General features: G+C 34.4%; 15 protein-coding genes. All 15 read left to right on the top strand.

Annotation, left to right across the window (positions count from 1 at the left end):
* Positions 1-675 precede the first annotated feature (675 nt).
* Entirely contained in the window at positions 676-2,226 is a 1,551-nt protein-coding gene (locus JOE44_RS07355; protein ID WP_209785006.1) for a T9SS type A sorting domain-containing protein, read from the top strand.
* 2 nt (positions 2,227-2,228) lie between these two features.
* Positions 2,229-5,684: a hypothetical protein gene (locus JOE44_RS07350; protein ID WP_209785005.1), complete on the top strand. Its 3,456-nt coding sequence runs from the start codon at positions 2,229-2,231 to the stop codon at positions 5,682-5,684.
* A gap of 5 nt (positions 5,685-5,689) precedes the next feature.
* Positions 5,690-9,160, top strand: coding sequence for a DUF6443 domain-containing protein (locus tag JOE44_RS07345; protein WP_245169733.1), 3,471 nt, complete (start codon positions 5,690-5,692; stop codon positions 9,158-9,160).
* Between the two features lie 4 nt (positions 9,161-9,164).
* Positions 9,165-9,527: a hypothetical protein gene (locus JOE44_RS07340; RefSeq protein WP_209785004.1), complete on the top strand. Its 363-nt coding sequence runs from the start codon at positions 9,165-9,167 to the stop codon at positions 9,525-9,527.
* 266 nt (positions 9,528-9,793) lie between these two features.
* Positions 9,794-10,333 carry a hypothetical protein gene (locus tag JOE44_RS07335; protein WP_209785003.1) on the top strand — a complete coding sequence of 180 codons (540 nt, stop codon included), beginning with the start codon at positions 9,794-9,796 and terminating at the stop codon, positions 10,331-10,333.
* A gap of 194 nt (positions 10,334-10,527) precedes the next feature.
* Positions 10,528-12,384: an RHS repeat-associated core domain-containing protein gene (locus JOE44_RS25250; protein ID WP_209785002.1), complete on the top strand. Its 1,857-nt coding sequence runs from the start codon at positions 10,528-10,530 to the stop codon at positions 12,382-12,384.
* Between the two features lie 3 nt (positions 12,385-12,387).
* Positions 12,388-12,819, top strand: coding sequence for a hypothetical protein (locus JOE44_RS07325; protein WP_209785001.1), 432 nt, complete (start codon positions 12,388-12,390; stop codon positions 12,817-12,819).
* A 107-nt stretch (positions 12,820-12,926) separates the two neighbouring features.
* The gene (locus tag JOE44_RS07320) at positions 12,927-14,654 is read left to right on the top strand and encodes an RHS repeat-associated core domain-containing protein (protein ID WP_245169732.1); all 1,728 of its coding nucleotides are present in this window, start codon (positions 12,927-12,929) and stop codon (positions 14,652-14,654) included.
* Between the two features lies 1 nt (position 14,655).
* Entirely contained in the window at positions 14,656-15,057 is a 402-nt protein-coding gene (locus tag JOE44_RS07315; RefSeq protein ID WP_209785000.1) for a hypothetical protein, read from the top strand.
* A gap of 260 nt (positions 15,058-15,317) precedes the next feature.
* Positions 15,318-15,797: a hypothetical protein gene (locus tag JOE44_RS07310; RefSeq protein WP_209784999.1), complete on the top strand. Its 480-nt coding sequence runs from the start codon at positions 15,318-15,320 to the stop codon at positions 15,795-15,797.
* 777 nt (positions 15,798-16,574) lie between these two features.
* Positions 16,575-16,889 carry a hypothetical protein gene (locus JOE44_RS07305; RefSeq protein ID WP_209784998.1) on the top strand — a complete coding sequence of 105 codons (315 nt, stop codon included), beginning with the start codon at positions 16,575-16,577 and terminating at the stop codon, positions 16,887-16,889.
* A 283-nt stretch (positions 16,890-17,172) separates the two neighbouring features.
* Positions 17,173-17,625: a hypothetical protein gene (locus tag JOE44_RS07300; RefSeq protein ID WP_209784997.1), complete on the top strand. Its 453-nt coding sequence runs from the start codon at positions 17,173-17,175 to the stop codon at positions 17,623-17,625.
* A 246-nt stretch (positions 17,626-17,871) separates the two neighbouring features.
* Positions 17,872-18,183, top strand: a complete 312-nt coding sequence (locus JOE44_RS07295; RefSeq protein WP_209784996.1) for a hypothetical protein — start codon at positions 17,872-17,874, stop codon at positions 18,181-18,183.
* A gap of 378 nt (positions 18,184-18,561) precedes the next feature.
* Positions 18,562-20,115, top strand: coding sequence for a T9SS type A sorting domain-containing protein (locus tag JOE44_RS07290; RefSeq protein WP_209784995.1), 1,554 nt, complete (start codon positions 18,562-18,564; stop codon positions 20,113-20,115).
* Between the two features lie 2 nt (positions 20,116-20,117).
* Positions 20,118-23,210 (top strand): hypothetical protein, encoded by a 3,093-nt coding sequence (locus JOE44_RS07285; RefSeq protein ID WP_209784994.1) that lies wholly within the window; start codon positions 20,118-20,120, stop codon positions 23,208-23,210.
* Positions 23,211-23,217 lie beyond the last annotated feature (7 nt).

The following is a 23,217-nucleotide window of genomic DNA, read 5'->3' as shown; positions in this document are numbered from 1 at the left end:
GCCTTGTTTGTTACTTGTATTATAAAATTATTGCTCTAAGAAAAGCTTGTTTTCTAAAGTAATACAATATCAGTTGAATTGTTATCTCTTAAAATTCTTTACATTACATTTATTTTTTGATAAATGTATGACGCAGGATTTCTCCATTTTTAGTTTTTGCTGAAAGAAGATAGCTTCCGGTTGCCAGCGTTGAAACGTCAATAGCTTTTCAACTGGCTATAATTAGAAATTGAATAATTTTTAATTGGCTTCAATTCTTCATCCGGCAGATCTCTTAAAAAAGTATGATAAAGAACTTCTTTACGTATCGAACTTCAAATTCAGGAGATGGTTTCATAAGCTAAATTGAAAAAAAATAGATAATACTGACAAAAATAAAAAACTCAGTTAAAAAGAATTTAGATGTGGTATTCTACATCCCTGTATTTTGTAATATAGATAATAGCTACAAAGATAATTTATACTTGCTAAGGAAGTTGAATATTTTTTAAACGAAATGTTTTGTCGTTTAAGCAATATATTTTTGTGAAATAAATATAAATTATATGGTATGAAGCTAATTGTGGATATTTTAATTATAATAAATGTAAATATTTGTCGTTTCTTAAAAAATGTTAAATTTGCAACGTTTTAATAAAACTAATCACTAACTCAAAAAAAAGCAACAATACGGGAATGAGAAAAATCTATCTCGGAGCGCTTACCTTATGCGCTTTTCTGGGCACTTCTGCCCAAGAGGTGGTATGGCAGAAAGATATCAAATCCTCTACCCAGGATTTTTTAAGCCAGATTACCACAACTATTGATCAGCAGTATCTTATCACAGGAAGTTCTATACGGTCTAAAAGTCAGTCACAAGCGGCTGGCGGCCAGAAGCAAAATAACGGTTACGATTTTCATCTGGTAAAGCTAAACCAACAGGGAGAAGAAGTCTGGGAAAAGTATTTCTCAGGATCTAATCATGATTATTTGTCAGCAACTGTTACTACACAGGATGGTGGAAGTTTGTTAGCAGGTACTTCTTATTCAGGGAAAGGTTTGGATAAGAAAGATGATTCTAAGGGAGGATCTGATATCTGGCTGATCCGGATCAATGAATTCGGTGATGAATTATGGCAGAAAACATTAGGCAGTTCTTCTGATGAAGAAGCAAGAGCTGTTATACAGACAACAGACCTTGGATTTTTTGTTGCCGGAAATATACAGAATGGCTCAAAAGGATATGGTTCCAAAGATGTCTTCATTACTCGGCTGGATAAAGATGGAAAAGAGCTATCCCAAATAATCTTAGGAGGGAAAGGTTTGGATGAAGTAGAGAAGATGATTCCAACGAAAGATGGCGGAGCATTGCTTGGAATTTATTCCAGAAGTTCACTGGGAGGAACAAAGAAAACTGAAAACTTTGGTGAGGGAGACTACTGGATTGTGAAGCTTGACAAAAACGGAAGGGTAGAATGGGAAAAGAATTTTGGAGGGAAAGGAGATGATCATTTGAGAACCTTGGCATTAACTTCAACTGGCTTTATCATTGGTGGAGAATCCAGGTCAGAAAGATCAGGGAATAAAACGGCAGGCCTCGAAGAAGGATCAGACCTTTGGCTCATATCATTAAATGAAAGAGGTGAAGAGCAGTGGCAGAAATCCTACAATTTTGGGAATCGTGATATCCTGATGGGCATGAATGTAATTCATTCAGCAGATGATAAATCTTCCAAAGGAATTTTATTGGGAGGCTATACCCAGGCAGAAGGAAGAATAGAAACCGATGATGAAACTTTCTGGATGCTGTATTTAGATCAGAATGGTACTGAGCAGTGGAGAAAACATGTCAAAGGAGAATCCAGACAAAAAGAAGAAAGACTTTCTGATTTAAAGCTGAACAGAGATGGTTCGATTATTCTGGCAGGAACCAGTGCAGAAGAATTGGGGAAAGAAAATTGGAAGATAGTAAAACTTGGAGACAAGCAGGTGGATCAGTTAATCGAGAAGTATGATATCAAGATTTATCCAAACCCAGTATCAGATTATGCCTATGTAGAAATTGGTTTTGATTTTAAAGAGGCTGATATTCTGCTGTATGACATGAGCGGAAGACAGCTTCAGAGTATTAAAACAAAGAATAGAGTAACCAAGATTAATACTCAGGCACTTATTCAGGGAGCTTATCTGGTGACAATAAAAACTGATACCAATAAAACAGCGAATGCTAAACTGATAAAAAAATAACCATGAAAAGAAAAATATTAACTGTAGCTATTCTGTCAAATATTTATTGTCAGTTAAATGCACAAACAGGTAATGATTTTAATAAAGATGTAGATAATATTAATAAAATATTTCCAGCAGCTCCTACTTCAAATAATTTAATGAAGTTTGAAGAAGTGCCGGTAAGTTATTATACAGGAATTCCAGATATCAGTATTCCTCTTTTTAATATTCCAACAAGTAACTCTAACGTTAATCTAAATGTCCAGTTAAAATACCATCCATTAAGTGCAAAACCAGATGATAAAGCTGGAGAAACAGGGCTTGGTTGGAATTTGTTAGCAGGAGGAACCATTACAAGAACAGTAAGGGGAGGAGTTGCTGATGGCAAAATAGAATCTACTTTTATGTCTTCTCCTCCTGCAGTAAAATATGGAATCTATAGACATGAAAATAACCCGACCTACAAATTGATATTTGACCAGCTTACCAACTGGAATATCAACGAATATGCATTTTATGTGGGAATTGGTACATATGACACTGAATATGATCTGTATCAGTATAATTTTATGGGTTATTCAGGAAGATTTATCATTAAGAAAGATCCTAATGGTAATTTTATAGCTGAGAAGCTGGATCGGAATAATTTAAAAATTACAAGTACCCATGATTCAGGAGGTGAGGTGCAGACCATTACCATTACAGACGATAAAGGGAATCAATATTTATTTCGGGGAATGGAAACTTCTTCAAAAAATGTATCTACTGTAAAAGTGGGATTGCTTAATGGTTCCAGTGATATAGCCACTAATCTTGGTGGAGGAATATATTTTACAGCATTTCATTTGGAAAAAGTTAAAGATCCAAGCAGTAATGTATTACTTACATTTAACTATGATCAGGCTTCGCAAGTAGAGTATAAAGATCCGGAAACAAGAACAAACAGACTAGCGGGAAATATTACATACAGCTATTCTAACACAACAATGAATCCCGATCCTCAAATGCCTGGAGCTATAGAGGCCCAAACTGTATATAATACTGCTAACACAAAACTTCTGACCAGTATTGTAATAACAGATAAAGGAACAGTAAACTTTTTCTACGAGAAAGGAAGAACCGATTCTAATTATCTGAACGCCTCTAATTTGTATAAATTAAAATCAATTCAAAGCAATATTACAGGACAAAGTAATAGCCAATATGTCGATAAGTATTCTTTTGATTACGATTATTCAAACACATCCTTTTATAACCCTCCCTCTCCTCAGGGTTTTTTGCAAAAACTTTTGCTGAAAAAAATCACAAAATCGAGTTTAGGAAATAACTTGAATGAATATAATATTGCTTATAATAGTTTTGATAAAACTTTTGGAAAAGACAATTGGGGATACTACAAAGGACCAGAACCTTATAAACCGACTTACATTACTCAAGATGTTATCAACTCTATTACTTATCCAACCAAAGGCAAAGTAGTTTTTGATTTTGGAGAAAATATTTATAGCCATGCTGCCGGGTTTAATCAGCCAATGGAGCCTATTTCAGGAGAATGGGTGGATTCAGTTAGTACTTTTACATTGGATATCCCTTCATTTAGCCCCTCGCAGAAAAAAGAATTTTTTACGATACTTTCACCGCAGAAGGTAAAACTGCATCTTGATCTGGGAAGTTTAATATACTCAAACTGGAGATTTGATATTTACCAAAAAACCGGAAGTAACACCTATTCTCCTTCATTACATTTTTGGGAAATGTCATGGCAGTCTTGCTTAAATAATGGTAATGTACAGTGTCCAAGCCATAATCCCGGTGAGAACTCACAGCCAATTACCGAGTTTGATGGAGAAGTGGATCTGCAACCCGGCACTTATTATGCATCATTCACAGGGAGTTATGGATATACACAGATGCCTGTCTCATACAATTATACAGCGACTACGAAAGAGCATTACTTTACAAGTTACCTGACCAAAAAAGGAGGTGGATTAAGGGTTAATAATATTAAATATTTTGATAATCCTGTTTCGACAAATCCGGCAAAGGAATTTATATATGATTATACTGATATTAATGATCCTCAAAAAAGCAGTGGAGCTTTAGTTTTCCCGGAACCTGTTTTCAGATATGAAGAAGGAATTACATATGAGTATCACCCATCTCTTTCCGATGGCTATTTAAATTATAGCTGTACATCTGATACAACCACCAATTTCAATATCATTCCATCTGAAAAAACACAGGGTTCAGATGTTGGATATCAGTATGTAACCTTAAAGCAGATTGTGAGAGGCAGTAATAACAGCATTACGGATAACGGTAAAACGGTTTATAAATTCAGATCACCTATTGATTTTCCTAACCCGGAAATGTTTGTACCAAGCATGCCTATTTTGCCGATTACGAATCATGATTACCTTAGAGGACAGATGGTTTTTGAGAAAAAATACGATATGGATGGTAAGATACTTTCAGAAGTTAATAATGAATATGCGAGCTACGTATTTGAAAAACTTGAAGGAGTAAAGGCAAAGGATAATTTTTATAATAATATTAATCCTGAAAGATACAAGTATAAATACTATAGTGCCTTTCAGCAATATTTTCCTCAGGTCATTTTAGCTACCCCTTACAAATATTTTACAAAATATGGTATCACCTTACCATCGAAGAAAGTTGAGACGTCTTATTTTTATAAGAATGGAGTCCAGAGTTCGGTAACGAGCACAACAAACAGTACGTATAATTCTTTTGATTATCCTTCATTGTCTACACAGCTTCTTGCTGATGGCAGTGTAACAAAGACCAATTACCTGTATGCAACGGAGAAGAATAACCAGAAACTAATCAATGCCAATATGATCAGTATTCCATTGGAAACAGGCGTAACTCAAAAGCTAAATACTGTGGTTGCAGAGAAAGCGGTTGCCAAGACAGAGGTTATTTATGATCCCTCTACCACAAGTCTTTTTCCTGATGCTGTTACTGGATTGAATACCCTGACCAACGTTATGGAAACCAAGATAAAGTATGATAGATATGACAGTAAAGGAAATCTGGAGGAGTATACCTTGAAAGAAGGTACCCCTGTTACGATTATCTGGGGTTACAACAAAACGCAGCCCATTGCCAAATTGGAAGGCGTGAGAAAGTCAGATATCCAGCAGTCGTTAATTGATACTATTGTCAATGCATCGAATATGGATGCATCAGCAGGATTGAATAATGATGAATCTACTTTGTTGAGTGCTTTAGATACTTTTAGGAAAACGGCAGTACCTGGAGCGCTGATTACGACTTATACTTATGATCCTTTGGTAGGAGTCAGAAGTATCATACAGCCTTCAGGATTAAAGGAACTCTATTTTTATGATACGGAAAACAGAATTAAAGAGATAAAGCAGGAGACCAGGGATGCAGCGGGTAACGTATCCTATAAGACCTTAAAAGAATACCAATACCATTTTAAAAACTAAAACTGATGAAGAAACTCATAATTCCAATAGGAATCCTGGTGGCTGGCTCACTGCAAGGTCAGCTTTCACCGGCAGAGAACTATATCTATACTAAAACCTATCTTGACCATACGAACTTAAAAGTAACAGAAAGTGTCCAATACTTTGACGGACTTTCAAGACCTAAGCAATCAATTAATATAAAAGCTTCTCCTACAGGTAAGGATGTTGTAACAAAATTTGAATATGATGCGTTTGGGAGACAGGTAAATGATTATCTTCCTGTCCCTCAGAGCGGGACCTTAAATGGGGGTATTTATGCTTCCCCTCTGTCCAATGCTGTTAATCCCGATATTTATGGGAATGAAAAGATTTATTCCGAGAAAAGACTTGAAAGCTCTCCTTTAAACCGTATTCAGGAACAGGTTCAGGTAGGAACCGCCTGGTCAGGCAAACCTGTAAAATATGAATACGGGACCAATGGAACTGGCGAAGTTTACCATTATCTTATCTCTTCCAGCTGGTATCAGGGAACAACCAAGAGCATTTTTGACCCCGCTTCTGCTATTGCTTATCCTTCGGGGCAGCTGTATAAGAATACGGTAAAGGATGAAGACGGCAATGAGACCCAGGAGTTTAAAAATGGAAAAGGTCAGGTGATACTGGTAAGAAAGGTCATCAGCCCAACATTGAATGCAGATACATATTATGTTTATAATGAATATGACCAGTTAGCCTTTGTTATACCACCAAAAGGTGTATCTGTGTCTATGACGGATTCGTTACTTAATGAGCTTTGCTACCAATACCGTTATGACGGCCGTGGCAGGCTTGCGCAAAAGAAGCTTCCTGGGAAAGGCTGGGAATATATGGTGTATGACAAACAAGACCGTCTAATTTTGACTCGTGATACTGTTATGGAAGGAAAAGGTCAGTGGCTTTTTACCAAGTACGACAAATTTGGACGTGTTGCCTACACCGGGATTATATCTGGTGGAGACCGTGAAACGATGCAGAACCAGCTCGGCAGTCAGAATATTGTAGAAGAGCAGACAGCTACCGGTTTTAACAGGCCTGGGATTATGGTATACTATACGAACAATTTTCTATCAGATTCCCAGACTATTCTGAGCATTAATTATTATGACAATTATCCTCGTGATACTAAGAAGTTTCCACCTTCTGTTATTTTAGACCAGCCTGTGATTAATGCAGCGAGCAGTGTGAGTACCCAGGGAATGCCAACGGCTTCTTATGTAAAGAATGTAGAGGATGATAACTGGACCAAAACGTATTTCTATTATGATTTCCGGGGAAGAGCAGTAGGAACTCATTCTGTAAACCATTTGGGAGGATATACAGGAACAGAAAGTCAGCTTGATTTTTCAGGCACGCCTAAAATGACTGTTACCAGACATAAGCGTTTAGATACCGATGTTGAAAGGGTTATTACAGAAAATTTTGAATATGACAGTCAGAACAGGTTACTGGTTCATAAACATCAGGTAGATAATAATGCTGTTGAATATCTTACGCAGAATAAATACAATGAACTTTCTCAGGTTGAATCCAAGAAAGTGGGAGGGATTGCTGCGGATTCCCCTTTGCAGCAGATGGATTATAAGTATAATATCAGAGGCTGGATGACCAGGATCAATGATCCTTCTAATCTGAACGGTAAACTTTTTGGTTATGAGGTGAGATATAATAATCCTGTTAATACTCAGTCCGTTGGAAAGTTCAATGGCAACATTGCTGAAATTGACTGGAATAACGGATCGGAAAATCTGCTGAAGCGTTATAATTATGAATATGATGTATTGAACAGGCTAACCAATGCGTTTTATAAAGAGCCTTCGACGGGAAATACCGGTTATTTTGATGAGTATCTGAGTTATGATCTTAATGGGAATATCCTGACCTTAAAAAGAAATGCATCTCCTGTATCACAAGGAACTACTTTTGTACAGGTAGATGATCTGAGCTATCAATATACAGGCAACCGTTTAGATAAAGTGATAGAATCATCATTGAATGATACTGGATATGAAGGTGGGAATAATGTGATTGACTATGACCTGAACGGCAGCATGACCACGATGAAGGATAAAGGCATCTGGAGTATTGCGTATAACTATTTGAGTTTACCTGATTCTTACTCCATTACGCAGAATAATCCATTTGGGCTTGCGATGAATATTGGATTGGATTATCTTTATCGTGCAGATGGTGTAAAAGTACGTAAGACGTATTCCAGTGCACCACCTCGTGGTCTGGCCAGCGTTACGATCACGGATTATCTTGATGGTTTCCAGTATAATTATTTTGAGGGAGGGGGAATCTGTATCACGTGCCGTACGGAGAATGCTTATGAACAGCAGGCATACAAAGGTATTATTGATCCCGGTACAATTACCCCACAATGGAAGCTTGATTTTGTACATACAACAGAAGGAGTTTACAGTTTCGCAGAAAACCGCTATATTTATCAGTACAAAGACCACCTTGGAAATACGAGGGTGAGTTTTGGTAAAGACAGCACAGGCGCTCTTGAAATTACTGATACCAATAACTATTATGCATTTGGTTTAAATCATATCTCAGGAGGGTTGAGTAATTCTTATTTCGGAAGTTATAAGTCTTACAAGTATAATGGTAAGGAATTACAGGAAACAGGCTTTTTTGATTATGGAGCAAGGATGTATATGCCGGATTTAGGAAGATGGGGTGTGGTGGATGGATTAGCAGAAACAACAAGGAGGTGGACTCCATATGCATATGGTTTTAATAATCCTTTACGTTTCATAGATCCTGATGGAATGCAAAATCAGGATATTAATATAATAGGTAGTATGGCAAAAGAAGGATTTGATCAGCTAAAATCCAATAGTAGTCTTAAAATGGAAAGGAATGAAGTTGATGGTAAATTAAGCACAGGCAAGTTAAGCCAAAAAGATTTTAATAAATTATCTGATACAGATAAAGTTTTATATAATGGTATTAGAAATCCTAATACTAAATCTGTAATTCATGCAGATAATAATAATGTTACACCAGATGGAGGATTAATACCAGGAGGCTCCTTTGGGGGGGCAAAATATGATGCTGTAACAAAAACGAGTACAGCTACCCAATATACAAACCCTGAAGTATTGGGAGCAGCTGAAAGTTTCTCTGACGCTCCTAAAGGGACTGGTATAACTCATGAAATTGTAGAGAATGTATTGATCGCTCAAAAATCCTTGGAAACTAAAAGCGATGTTTCTATTAGTACTTCAGCTAATTCCAATCCTATTTTTAACGAAATGCATGATCTGACAAGAAAAATGATGCCATATGATAACATTATTATCTCAGCGAGAACAAGAGTTGAAAATACCGCGACAGGCTTAAGAAAGTACTATGAAGGTTTTGCTGGAAAAATAGATCCTAATAATCAAGTTCAAACTACACCTTTATATAAAGTTTATAAAGATGATAAAAGATTAAGAAAATAACATTATGAAAAATATTCTTTTTTTATTTTTTCCTGCTATTCTGTGCAGTTGTCAAACAAATAATATTAAGATTAGTTCAGAGCCAATTGATATTACAAGGAAAATAATTTCTATTAAACAAGATAAAATGGTTAGTGTACTGATAGCAGATAACATGGATATTATAGAGATATTTAAACCGACTAACAATAATACTTGTACTAAAATTGAATTAGGGAAAAAATATTCCTTTAAAGTAACCTCTGTAAGTGGTTTAATTCAGCAAGGTGGCGACTCACCTAAAATATACATTTTAAATGATTCGACTATAATAAAGTATAACAATTACTATACTGCCGAAGAGGATCAGAATATTTGTATCAAATAAAATTCTTTTAACAAAGATTCAATTTTTGTAAATTACAAAAGCATAATAAAGCTACATTGAAGAATGCAGCTTTTTCCCATATTTAAGCTTCAGAAAAAAGAGCAGGTTATTGCTGATGTTCAGTATATAAGGGGAGCGGAGAATTTCATAAGAAGGGAATGGATCTGACGTTTGATAATAATACTGAGAATAACCTAAATATAGCTTTAGCTATACAGATATGAATACAAGAAAATTTTCAGATAATCGTATTAATTTTAAATAAAATGAAAATACTTCAATTTATTTTATTTCTGGTACTTACAGGGATAAATGCACAAAGTAAAGATGCCAGTGATTTCTTTAAGAGTCATTCTGTATCTCGTAAAGTAAATAATGCATTATTATTTATTGATAAATCTAGCACAATTATATTAAATGATTATAATAAATCAGTCATTTATACTTTAGTTGTTCCGAATCAGGAAAATTCTTTTTCTATTACTTTGCAAAACCAGTTACCCATTACAGATAAAAAACAATTGAAATGTTTTCAAATTAACAATAATAAATTTGTGGTTTTTGTTGATAAATCTGAGGAGAATTTTGCACAAAGTGTATCATATAAGAAAAATTTTGAACTTAAAACAAAAGAAGTAATTTCTTGTGATGGTTTATTTAAACAATTAAAATCAAATAAATTGCCTAAAATTCCGGAAAATGTATTTGCATATTCGATTTTTGAAGAAACATTTGTTTATTTAGAAGACCTTGCTACTTTTGATGCACTACAATATTTACAAATAGAATATGATTTAAATAAATAGTCTTTATAATAAAAAGCCCTTATGATAAGATAAGGGCTTTTATTTTATAATACAAACAATTTTAACTTTTATAGTGATTTTTTTTCAAAAAAAGATAGAAAATGGCGCTTCAGATCAATATTAAGAATCTCCATGTAATTAAATATTGAATATTAAAATAATACAATGAACTTTCTCAGGTTGAATCCAAGAAAGTGGGAGGGATTGCTGCGGATTCCCCTTTGCAGCAGATGGATTATAAGTATAATATCAGAGGCTGGATGACCAGGATCAATGATCCTTCTAATCTGAACGGTAAACTTTTTGGTTATGAGGTGAGATATAATAATCCTGTTAATACTCAGTCCGTTGGAAAGTTCAATGGCAACATTGCTGAAATTGACTGGAATAACGGATCGGAAAATCTGCTGAAGCGTTATAATTATGAATATGATGCTTTGAACCGGTTAACCAATGCATTTTACAAAGAACCATCTACAGGAAATACAGGCTATTTTGATGAGTATCTGAGTTATGATCTTAATGGGAATATCCTGACCTTAAAAAGAAATGCATCTCCTGTATCACAAGGAACTACTTTTGTACAGGTAGATGATCTGAGCTATCAATATACAGGTAACCGTTTAGATAAGATTATAGAATCAGCATTGAATGATACGGGATATGAAGGTGGAGATAATATTATCGACTATGATCTGAACGGAAATATGATCACTATGTTGGATAAAGGGATTCATGGTATAACTTATAATTATCTTAATTTACCAGATAACTTTTCGATTATTCAGACCAATTCTGTAGGTGAGATTAATAATTTTGGATTAAATTATCTTTACAAAGCAGATGGTACAAAAGTCCGTAAGACCTATACAAGCGGAGGAGGAAGAGGAACTACAACAATTACGACGAATATAACGGACTATTTGGATGATTTTCAATATGGCTATTCAGAAACTACCATATGTCTTTGGTGTAGAACAAGTGTAGCTTATGAACAGGCTGCTTTTAAAAATGAAAATGATGTGAATGGCATAAAGCCGATTAACCCCACATGGATACTTGATTTTGTATCTACAACAGAAGGCTTTTACAGTTTCGCAGAAAACCGCTATATTTATCAGTACAAAGACCATCTTGGAAATACAAGGGTAAGCTTTGGTAAAGACAGCACAGGCGCTCTTAAAGTTACCGATACCAACAACTATTATGCATTTGGGATGAATCATATTGGTGCCAATAAAGGATTATTGGGAGGTTATAAGAATTATAAGTACCAAGGACAAGAGTTACAAGAGACCGGTTTTTATTCATTTAAGTGGAGAAATTACATGCCGGATGTGGGAAGGTTCTTTAACATAGATCCACTTTCTGAAAAATATGCTTATCAATCTCATTATAATTTTTCGGAAAACAGGGTAGTGGATGGTAGAGAATTAGAAGGGTTGGAGTGGACGGCAAGTAGAAACTTAGAAAGCAAGACTGTTAATTTGCATCTTACCTATAAGCCTGTAAACAATACGGCAGGAGTTCTTTCTAATGCACAAATGTCTACATTACTTCAAGAGCGTGAAGCACAAATTATTTCATCTTTCGGAGGAAAAGATTCAGGGGGAAATCAAGTTAATATTACTTTCAGTCAGAGTGACAATTCTACAATGGTTTGGGATTATAGTGTTGGTTATGATACTAAAAATGTTGATGATTTTAAAAATGGTGCGAATACGGATGCAAAATACTCAACTAATGGAATGACTGATACCAATAACAATACACAGACAAATAGAACTCAAATTAATGTCATTACTACGGACGGACTTGGTTGGGATGAAAAGAAGGATCAATTAAATTTTGATAATAAGAATAGATCTGATGTCGCTAAAACAGGTGCTCACGAAACAGGTCATACATTAGGCATTGGTCATAATGATAAAGCAACTTTAAGATCTACTCCAGATAACTTAATGCGTGCGGGTGGTCCTGGCACAAAAATAACTCCAGAACAAAGAACCAATGCTATAAAGTTAGTAGAAGAACAACAACCAAAAAACTAGATAATGAAAAAACTTAATATAATAATCTTTTGCTTATTTGTTTTTATAAGCTGTTCAACAGTAAAAATATCCGAAACATATGGTAAAGAGATGGAGATTGTTGAAAATGTACGCTCGAAAGTCTTAATTGAAAAGTTTGATGCACAGGATAAAAATAAGTCATTTTTAACTTTTGTATCTGGATTTGATAATTTTATAACTGTTAGAAATGGAGATAGTATAGTACTTAATGAACAAGGGAAGACACTGCCCATGTTGGGTATTACAAGGGCTTGCGTTATTTTTAATAATAAAGAAGTCGCAATTACTCTTGATAATAAACATGAAATAAAATTAAATAGGGAGCATTTGCCAAAATATAAATTTATATATATATGGAAAGTCAAAAATAATTATAAAATTGAATATACTAATAAGGCCCGTTCTTTTATGTAATGTTTAAGAAAAAATAGTGTTTCAGCAATTTTGTAGATGTGTTGATTTCTGTTATTAAATAGATTTAGACAATTAAAAGTACAAGATCCCCACAATTTGTGAGGACCTTGTGCTGTTACAATAACAGCGATGACAATCTACTGAAACGTTATAATTATGAATATGATGTGTTGAACAGGCTAACCAATGCGTTTTATAAAGAGCCTTCGACGGGAGCTAGCGGTAATTGTGACGAATATCTGGCTTATGATATTAATGGTAATATCAGCAATCTTAAAAGAAAGGCTATTCCTGTATCGGGTCAGACTTCGACATTGGTTGATAACCTTGACTATGTCTATAATGGCAACCGTTTGGCTCAGGTGATAGAAAATGCATTGAATGATACTGGATATGAAGGTGGGAATAATGTGATTGACTATGACCTGAACGGAAGCATGACCACAATGAAGGATAAAGGCATCTGGAGTATTGCGTATAACTATTTGAGTTTACCTGATTCTTACTCCATTACGCAGAATAATCCATTTGGGCTTGCGATGAATATTGGATTGGATTATCTTTATCGTGCAGATGGTGTAAAAGTACGTAAGACGTATTCCAGTGCACCACCTCGTGGTCTGGCCAGCGTTACGATCACGGATTATCTTGATGGTTTCCAGTATAATTATTTTGAGGGAGGGGGAATCTGTATCACGTGCCGTACGGAGAATGCTTATGAACAGCAGGCATACAAAGGTATTATTGATCCCGGTACAATTACCCCGCAATGGAAGCTTGATTTTGTACATACTGCGGAAGGAGTTTACAGTTTCGCAGAAAACCGCTATATTTATCAGTACAAAGACCACCTTGGAAATACGAGGGTGAGTTTTGGAAAAGACAGCACAGGTGCTCTTGAAGTTACTGATACCAACAACTATTATGCATTTGGTTTAAACCATATCTCAGGAGGGTTGAGTAATTCTTATTTCGGAAGTTATAAGTCTTACAAGTATAATGGTAAGGAATTACAGGAAACAGGCTTTTTTGATTATGGAGCAAGGATGTATATGCCAGATTTAGGAAGATGGGGTGTGGTGGATCCGTTGGCGGAAAAATCAAGAAGGTTTACACCATACAATTATGCTTTTAATAATCCAATGAGATTCATTGATCCGGATGGGATGGAAAATTTTGATGTTGTGCTTAAAGGAAGCAGATCACAGGAAGCTTTAGATCAACTACAATCTTCTGTAGAAGGTCAACTTGACCTATCTAAAGATTCTAACGGTAAAATTAGTGCAACTGCTGTAAAAGGAGCTACCTTGTCCGAAGCCGCAACAAAATTACTAAATGCTACAAATGATCATAGCTTTGTAGCTGAAATTCAAACTGACACCGATATGCGTATTGATGGAGATAATACCAAATATTTAGGAGGGGCTTCTAGAGGATCTAAAACAGATCCGATTACTGGAATAACTACCGCGACAAATGTAGTGAATCCTGAAATGTTAGGGAATTTGGACAAAGCATATTATGGTTCTCAAACTGGATATGGAATGCTACATGAGACATTAGAAGCTATTGTTATGGCACAATGTTTTCCAAATGCTCCAGCTGCAACATCTGAATTTAATAATAGTCAAGGTTATGACTACGCGCATGCTGAAGCCAACAGGCTTGATCCTAGAAATGTCGATCCGAATCCTAATTGGACGTCAGTACAATCTCCAAATTATACTGTGGGATCTGGCAAGTATATTGAATATACAGATTCTTATAGAATCCAAAATGTAAAAACAAAAGAAGTCCGTGAGATTGGAAGTTATAAAACTCTAAAACGTAAATAAAATGAAAAATTTAGGATATATTATACTGTTCTGTCAACTATTGTTAATGACTTGTTGTAAGGTAAATGGGCAATCATCAAATTCTATTCCAAATGAATTGATCATGGGTAAAGTTGTAAAAATAGATTCAACACAATCATTTTATATCATCAATATTGAGTATGATAAAAATAAAAAAGGAGTATTTCTTTCGCAAAAAAACAATTGTGATTATCCTAAGAAAAGAAAACTGATTAAAATTAACAATATCTATACTTTTGAGTTATCTCGATTGATACAGAATAACTATAAAGAAAAAAAAATAGTATATGAAGTTGAAGGTAAGGAAACTTGGAATAGTTCATCAGGAACTGATTATTTTGAATATTCTTATAATACTTGTGGTCTTTACACATGGAAATGAATTGTAAGTTATCAAAAGTATAGAGTTTCTTACTTGTATTTTTAGCTTAAAACCAATGCAATTGCATTGGTTTTAAGCTAATTTATAATATTTAATTAATTGCTAAAAAGTTCTTGGAAATTAAGAATAATGTTTTCAATTAGTACCTTAGCAGTCCTAATTTGATATTAAGGCTGCAACGCCAAATGGGACAACATTTATTAGTGTTCCTAAGCATAATACAACAATAATATATAATAATACTACAATGTTACAAGCTTATGAAGGAAAATATAAAAAAAATTAGTTTTTTCTTTGCTTTACTTTCTATATTCAGTTGTAATTCTGCACAATTAAATAAAAAGGTAAATCAAAGATTTTATAATGTGTTGGATAGAACTATCAATGATGGGAAAAAGATAAAATATATTGGAATCACTTTCATTAGAAAATGTGATAATGAAATAGTTTTTTCTATAGTTAGGATGTTATATAATAATGACTTATCTGCTTATCAGTCTTATCAGTATAAAGGTTTACCTGTTTTTTATTTTACAGATGCTACTAGTGAAACAAGTGATTATGGAAAGGAAATTTTAAATAAATTATTAAAGCCTTCAAACTATAGAATTGATAGCTTTGAAATAAAAAATCAATCTGTAATTTATGGAGAATATGCATACTTTAAAAACGGAAAATTAATTGAAGACAAAAATCAAATAAGTAAATTTTTTGAAAATTGCAAGAGCTCAGAACCTTAATATAATCTGAAAAAACTGTCAATGGCAGTTTTTCTTTTTTAATTAGAAAGAATTACAAATTATAATGTTAGGAAATTCTACTAATATAGAATACTTACCGGCGGATATTGTATTTGATAATAGTCATATGTTAGTTATTGAGATTTCTTTTTCATATTGGAAATGGGAATGCTAAAGCTTGGGATTGTATACACCACAACTTGGGGTTTCACATAATTATATTCCTGATAAGTTTATTTTTAATAAAATGTAATTATGGATATTTCATATATTTTAATGATTATTTTTATGATGCTATTTTTAATTTTTGGAATAGTGGGTGTGTATTATCCAAATAAAATTATAAAGTATTATTTAAAATATACAAAACAGGATCCTAGAGTATTACAAGTAATGAATAAAAGCTGGTTTTACCCCAGTTTTAAAATAAGTTCTTTTCTTTTGATACTTTATTTGATTGTAATAATAGTTCTACTACTGAGAAGAATAATTCTATAAATGGCTAGAAGAATAATTTAATTGTATTCCATAAAGTATATTTATTGTTCGCCCTTTATAAAAATCATAAATGATAAAGGAAAAAGCAGTCTTATTGAGACTACTTTTTTTGAACCCGTTAGTTGAAAATGGGGTCTTCTGCTGACATTGTGTTAAAGAAACTAAATACAGTTAAAAAACAGGAGATACCTTATTGGTGTTACATCATGAAACAAGTATTGTTGGTGTCGTTCAGGGTATTGATGAAAGGTAGAGTATACAGAAATAAACCCTAGGTAGATGAAACGGGAAGAAATGTTGATTATTGACTGCAATGGGGATTCTTTTACTAAGTTTTATTCTACCTTTTATCATCAGATTAAAGAACCTTTCACTGCACCTAAAAGTGACGTTTCTAAGGTCATAAACGGTGTAGGTGGTGCCACTTCAGGCTCAGACATAGCTCCTTATTGTTCAGAGTGCCCACCTGCTACTGCAGGGCCAGCATCCACTGGAGCTGTCGATGGACCATCCACTAAGTCAACATTTGATGGTTATAGAATGGAAGTTGCTCTGAATCATTTACTATGGTATAATAAAAAATCAAATAATTAAAGATAATAATGAAAAGAAAAAATAATAATTATACAATGCCAGTATTATAAAAATATTTCTTTTAAAAAAATGTTTTTATATTTTGTAGCAAGTGTATTATATTCTTGTGCTGTAGTTTTTATTAGTAATGATATTTTGGATTTTACTTTTGATCTGTTTAATAGATATAATTATTATTTAGTTAGTGCAATTTTATTAGCACCTGTATATGAAGAAATCTTTAAAAAGATAGAGCTAAGAAAGAAGCAGAAAAAATGGTAGATGAATTAAAACAAAATGATTAATGATGAAATATATACTATTTATTATTGCAGTTACCATTTGGAGTGGCTGTTACTCTCAAAAAAAATTGCCAATGGAAAATTGTAGCTGTTATTTTAATATCGATTCTTTATCACAAAGACCCTATTATAGCCCTAATTATTCATTGATAATTAATTCAGATAAACCTGAAATTATGTCACTGTCAAAAGGAGTTGTTTCTAAAATAATTAACAGCAATGGAGCTTTAAGTGTAATTATCAGAAGTGATAATCTGTTTTATATTTATTCAGATATTTCAGTTTTTTCAAAAAAAATCAAGGTCAATAAAAATGTTTCTAAGGGAGATGTGATTGGCAAGGGAATTAAATCCAAAAATATATATAGTTCGCAATTGCAAATCTATAAAGGATCAAGTATAATACCTGATGCAAATAAGTACGTTAACTGCAACTTGATAAAAATTAAAAAATAATAGGAATAGTACGTGGCCTTGATAATGATTAAGTCATCATATAATTGGTCCTTTTTATGCGGCTACTATTTGTAACTCACAGTTGTCAGAGCAAATTATGCCTTATAAAATATATAAGCAAAAAGCAGTCTCATTGAGGCTGCTTTTTTGTGCTCCTTAAGATGACAAATATGGTGTTCGGCTACCATCATTTTTAAAAAACTTATCTGTCTTTATATATTAAGTCCTTACTTAAAATATAAAGCGATGGATAACAATATAAACGAAGAACTGAATACAGTCGAAAAAACAGGCGATACCTTACTGGTACTCCATATAGAATCCGGTACTGTTGGAAATGTTAAGGGATTGGATGATAATAAGGAAGTAAATAGAGTAAGTCCTGAGGAGCTGAACCGTGATGAAATGCTCAGTATTGACCGTAATGAGAATTCTTTTGCTGAGTTTTATTCCACGTTTTATAGCCAGCTTAAAGAGCCTTCAGAGTCTTCTTTTTTTAAGGTAACGGAATATGAAGCAAAGCAGTCGGCTGTAAATCTTCAGAAGTATTTTGAATAAGGCTTGTGATGAAGAGAAAAAAGAGCTGAAGCAATATGAGATTTCTATTGATGTGGTGGAGGTGCATAGAAAGGCTGGGGAAGAGAATATGCTAAAGTAGATGATCCCTTGGATAATCCAGATTATTTATGGTGCAAATTTTAGATTCATATTTTGCTTAAGCAAAAATATAATACGTCGTATTTTGCCGCTTTGAGGATATATCTTTGCATTATTAAAGAATGTTAATCAATTCCCTTTGGACGAAACTTTAAAAAGCTTAATTTTGCAGTCATCAAAAACATAACCATGAACAATAATTATTCTATACATTTTGTGTATTTCTAATATACACAATAATTAAATCAGTATTTACTTAAAATTAATTACAGCACAGGCATGAAAAAACTCTACACGGGTGCATTACTCTTATGCACTACTATAGGGATATTGGCTCAGGAAGTACTCTGGCAGAAAGATATTAAGTCCAGTTCGCAGGATTTTTTAAGCCAGGTTACTACTACTATTGATGGGCAATACCTTATCGCGGGAAGCAGTATCCAAACGGATAAACTCCAACAAAACAGCAAACAAAACAATGGTTATGACTTTCACTTGATAAAATTGAATCAGCAGGGAGAACTGGTTTTCGAGAAGTATTTATCAGGAAATAATCACGACTATTTATCTTCCACTGTCACTACCCAGGATGGTGGTTTTCTGATTTCTGGGACCTCATATTCAGAAAAAGGACTTGATAAAAAGGAGAACTCAAAGGGAGGTTCAGACATTTGGTTAATCCGCATCAATGAATTTGGTGATGAATTGTGGCAGAAAACATTAGGTACCTCTTTGAATGAAGAAGCTAAAGCAGTTATCCAGACTGTAGATCAGGGATTCTTTGTTGCGGGGAATGTACAAAGCTCCTCTAAAGGTTATGGTTCTAAGGACGTCTGGATTGTAAGACTCGACAAAGATGGGAAAATATTATCTGAACAAACATTGGGAGGACGCGGACTTGATGAAGTTGAAAAGATGATCCCAACGAAAGACGGCGGAGCATTGCTGGGAATTTACTCCAGAAGTGGAGCAGTAATTGGAGATAAGTCGGGCAAGCAGACAGAAAACTTTGGTGAAGGCGACTACTGGATTATCAAGCTTGATAAAAATGGCAAAGTTGAATGGGAAAAGAATTTTGGAGGGAAAGATGATGACCATATCAGAACACTGGCATTAACTTCAAATGGTTTTATTGTCGGTGGAGAATCCAGATCAGAAAGGTCAGGCAATAAAACTGTCGGTATTGAAGAAGGCACAGACCTCTGGCTGATTGCTTTAAATGAAAGAGGTGAGCAGCAGTGGCAGAAATCCTACAATTTCAAGAATCGTGATATCCTGATGGGAATGAGTGTGATTCATTCAGCAGACGATAAATCATCCAAAGGAATTCTTTTAGGGGGCTATACTCAAGCTGAGGGAAGAATACAAACTAATGATGAAACCTTCTGGATGCTATATCTGGACCAAAATGGTAATGAGCAGTGGAGAAAACACGTGGGTGGAGAATCAAGAAAAAAGGAGGAAAGGCTTTCAGATCTGAAATTCAATAGAGATGGTTCTATTATTCTTGCAGGAACAAGTGCAGAAGAGTTAGGTAAAGAAAACTGGAAGATTGTAAAGCTGGGAGACAAGCAAGTAAGTGAGCTTCTTTCCCAGTATGATATAAAGATCTATCCAAACCCTGTATCTGATTATGCTTATGTAGAAATCGGTTTTGATTTTAAGGATGCAGATATTTTGTTGTACGACATGAGTGGAAGACAGCTTCAAAATATAAAAACTAAGAACAGAGTGACAAAGATCAATACTCAGGCTTTGGTTCAGGGAGCTTATCTGGTGACGATAAAAACTGATACGGGTAAAACTTCAAACGCAAAACTGATAAAAAAATAATGATGAAAAAGATATTCTTAATAATGGCACTGCCATTAATATCGAATGTTTCGATATGGGCACAGACACTACAACTGCCTAAAAATATACAATCTCCCAATGCTGCTTCTTTAGGGAAATACGGGGATGTACCAATGGATCTCTCTTCGGGAAGAGCCAATGTAAGCATACCTTTGTATTCTCTTAATGAAAATGGTATTCCATTAGATATAAGTGTAAGTTATGATACAGGAGGAGTGAGAGTGGGTGATACCCCTGGATGGGTAGGACAAAACTGGACATTCAATGCAGGAGGTGTGATTACAAGAGTCGTTAAAGGTACTTCGTTCGACGAAAAATTCACCAATGATGTTCCTATGGGCTCCAGCCAATGGGGGATAGCGAGCGGTTATTATTACTATACACCTGCCCTTAATGGGGCCCAGTGGAATAGTGTTAGTAATATGACAACAGTATTAAAAAACGGAGGTATAACCAATAGTACTTATCCGGCAGCAGACCTGGAACCCGATATTTTTATTTTCAACTTTATGGGCCATGTAGGGAAATTCTTTCTGGGCTCTGATGGAGTTTGGAAAGTATCTTCTAAGGATAATATGAAGGTGGAAATCAATATGAATGATAAGATTACACCAATGAACTTTCCTGCTACCAATAATTTCAATCAGAGACCATTTTTAAAGGTTCTTGGTAAAATTACCATGACTGATGATCAAGGCAATAAATATATATTCGGAGGTATACAGGATAATATAGAATATACCATTCCTGACTTCTATAATCAATTGGTGAATCCAGTTATTGCTAATGCTTGGTATCTTTCGGAAGTATATGATAAAGAAGGAATTAAGATTTATTCCTTTGAATATGAGAGAGGAGATTATATAGCATCCTTCTATAATACGAATTCTTTTAGCGGATATAGCAAACAGTTTGATGGTAATATATTCGTTCCGGGGGTGGGATGTAGCGGCGGAAGCAGTATAAGTAATCAGGTCGTTGCTGCTGGACAGCTGATCATTCCTACTTATTTGAAATCCATTACTACAAAATCTGCAAGAACAATTAATTTCTCATCATCAATTAACAATTCACTGAAATATAGGTACAATAATGGAGACCCTACTCTAGATAGTGCTTTCTCCAATATCTTAAGTTATCTGGCGGGGCTGGCCTTACCAGGAGATTATGAAAATGCGATGTTCTATTATATCAAAAGATTACAGAATGGAGTCACCCCAAATCCTAATGTCACATCAGGACACTTTGACTCATATATCAATGCATTGAAATGGAGAAAATTAGATGGATTTGTAGCAAGAGATAGCCAAAACAATGTCTTAAAACAGGTTTCATTCAGCTATAATAATACCCCAGCTGAAAGATTGAAACTGGAAAAATTAACGGTGGATAATCAATTTGATCATACCTTCGAATACAATAATTTTAATCAGCTTCCGGGCTTGCTTTCTACTAATGTAGACCATTTCGGATATTACAAGTCTACTCCTTTTTCTCTGGATTATAATTCACCAACAATTCATGAGCCTTCAAGGGAAACAGATCCTACAAAAGTGTATTTTGGAACCTTATTGAAAATTACATATCCTTTGAAAGGCTATACAACATTTGAATATGAACCTCATACCTATTCCAAATATCTGGATTCAAACAGTAGCCTGGTTTCGGGGAATGGAATTATCGGTGGGGTAAGGATAAAAAAAATGTCGGATTTTAGTGATCCACAAAATAAGATTGTAAAAGGCTACAGCTATACCATTGATGCCAACTCTACGGTATCTTCAGGAACATTGCTTCAAAAAAATGTATATTACGTAAAGAATTTTCTTATTCCTACTGAGAATGGTATTCCTTACTATCAAACCCAGTTCAGTATAGGATCTGTAGTACAGCTTTCCAACTTGATGGGACCGCAGATTGAGTATTCAACAGTGGTTGAGAAAACAGAGGATAACGGATATATTGTCAATAATTTTACTAATTATTCAGATTTTCCAAATCTACCTAATAGTGGAAAACTAGGTCAGAATAATTCCATTTTTGATCCTCATACGGAGTTCGTTTATAAAAGGGGTCTTCCTAAAGAAAGAAAATTTTATAATTCAAGTAATGATCTGTTAAAAGAAGAAATTTTTACCTATAGTGAAACTTCTCCCCAAGCAGCAAGGGGGCTGAGTGGTAAATTTTTTCTTGCTTGTCCTCAATCTAATGGGCAGACACAAGAATTTGTTATTGCCGGAACTGCATATGAACTGTACTATTCTGACTTTAACCTTACCACAAAAAAAACCAGAACTTATGGAAGTGCAGGACAGTATTTTGAAATGGTTGAAAACAGCAATTTTTCCGATCAGGGAAACTTTGGAGATAATTTTCTGAAGAATAAATCCTTCATTGATAGCAATGGGAAATCAATATCCGAGAATTACCTCTATTCTTTTGATAAAAATGGTACTGAGCCATACACAACCATGGTAAATCGAAGAGAGTACCCAGCTATAGAAACGAGCAAACTTGCCAATCAGGAGCTGTTAAGTAAAACGATAACAGAGTATGCTCTTATTCCTACAGTGGCGGCGAATGGAACTGCTGTGGCTTCCCGGATATTTCCTCAAAAAGTATTGGAAGCGAAGGGTAATAATGCACTTGACGAAAAGTTGATCGTTGACAAATATGATACTGACGGGCATATTTTGAAGGCACACCTACCAACCGGAAACTATACCTACTATTATTACGGTTACGATAACAAATATCCGATATTAAAGATAGAAGGTGTCGAGATTACAGATGAAAGTACTGTTTTAGGATATTTGGCAACGCTTAAGCCTTTGCTTAACGTAATCTCACCTAACTATACCCAAATTATCCAGCAGCAGGCGAATATCATTAATGCTCTGCCTAATCATCTTTGTACATTGTACACTTACAAGAATGAGTTTGGGGTTAGCAGTATCATGAATTCATCAGGTGTGATTGAATATTATAACTATGATAATATTGGACGGTTGATGAATGTGAAGGATCAGAGTGGAAAACTTGTAAAGAGTTTTACATATGAAATTAAAAACTAATAATCTG

Origin of the sequence: Chryseobacterium sp. PvR013 (assembly GCF_017833095.1) — a bacterium.
Lineage (GTDB): Bacteria > Bacteroidota > Bacteroidia > Flavobacteriales > Weeksellaceae > Chryseobacterium > Chryseobacterium culicis_A.
This window is presented reverse-complemented; position numbering and strand designations above follow the sequence as displayed.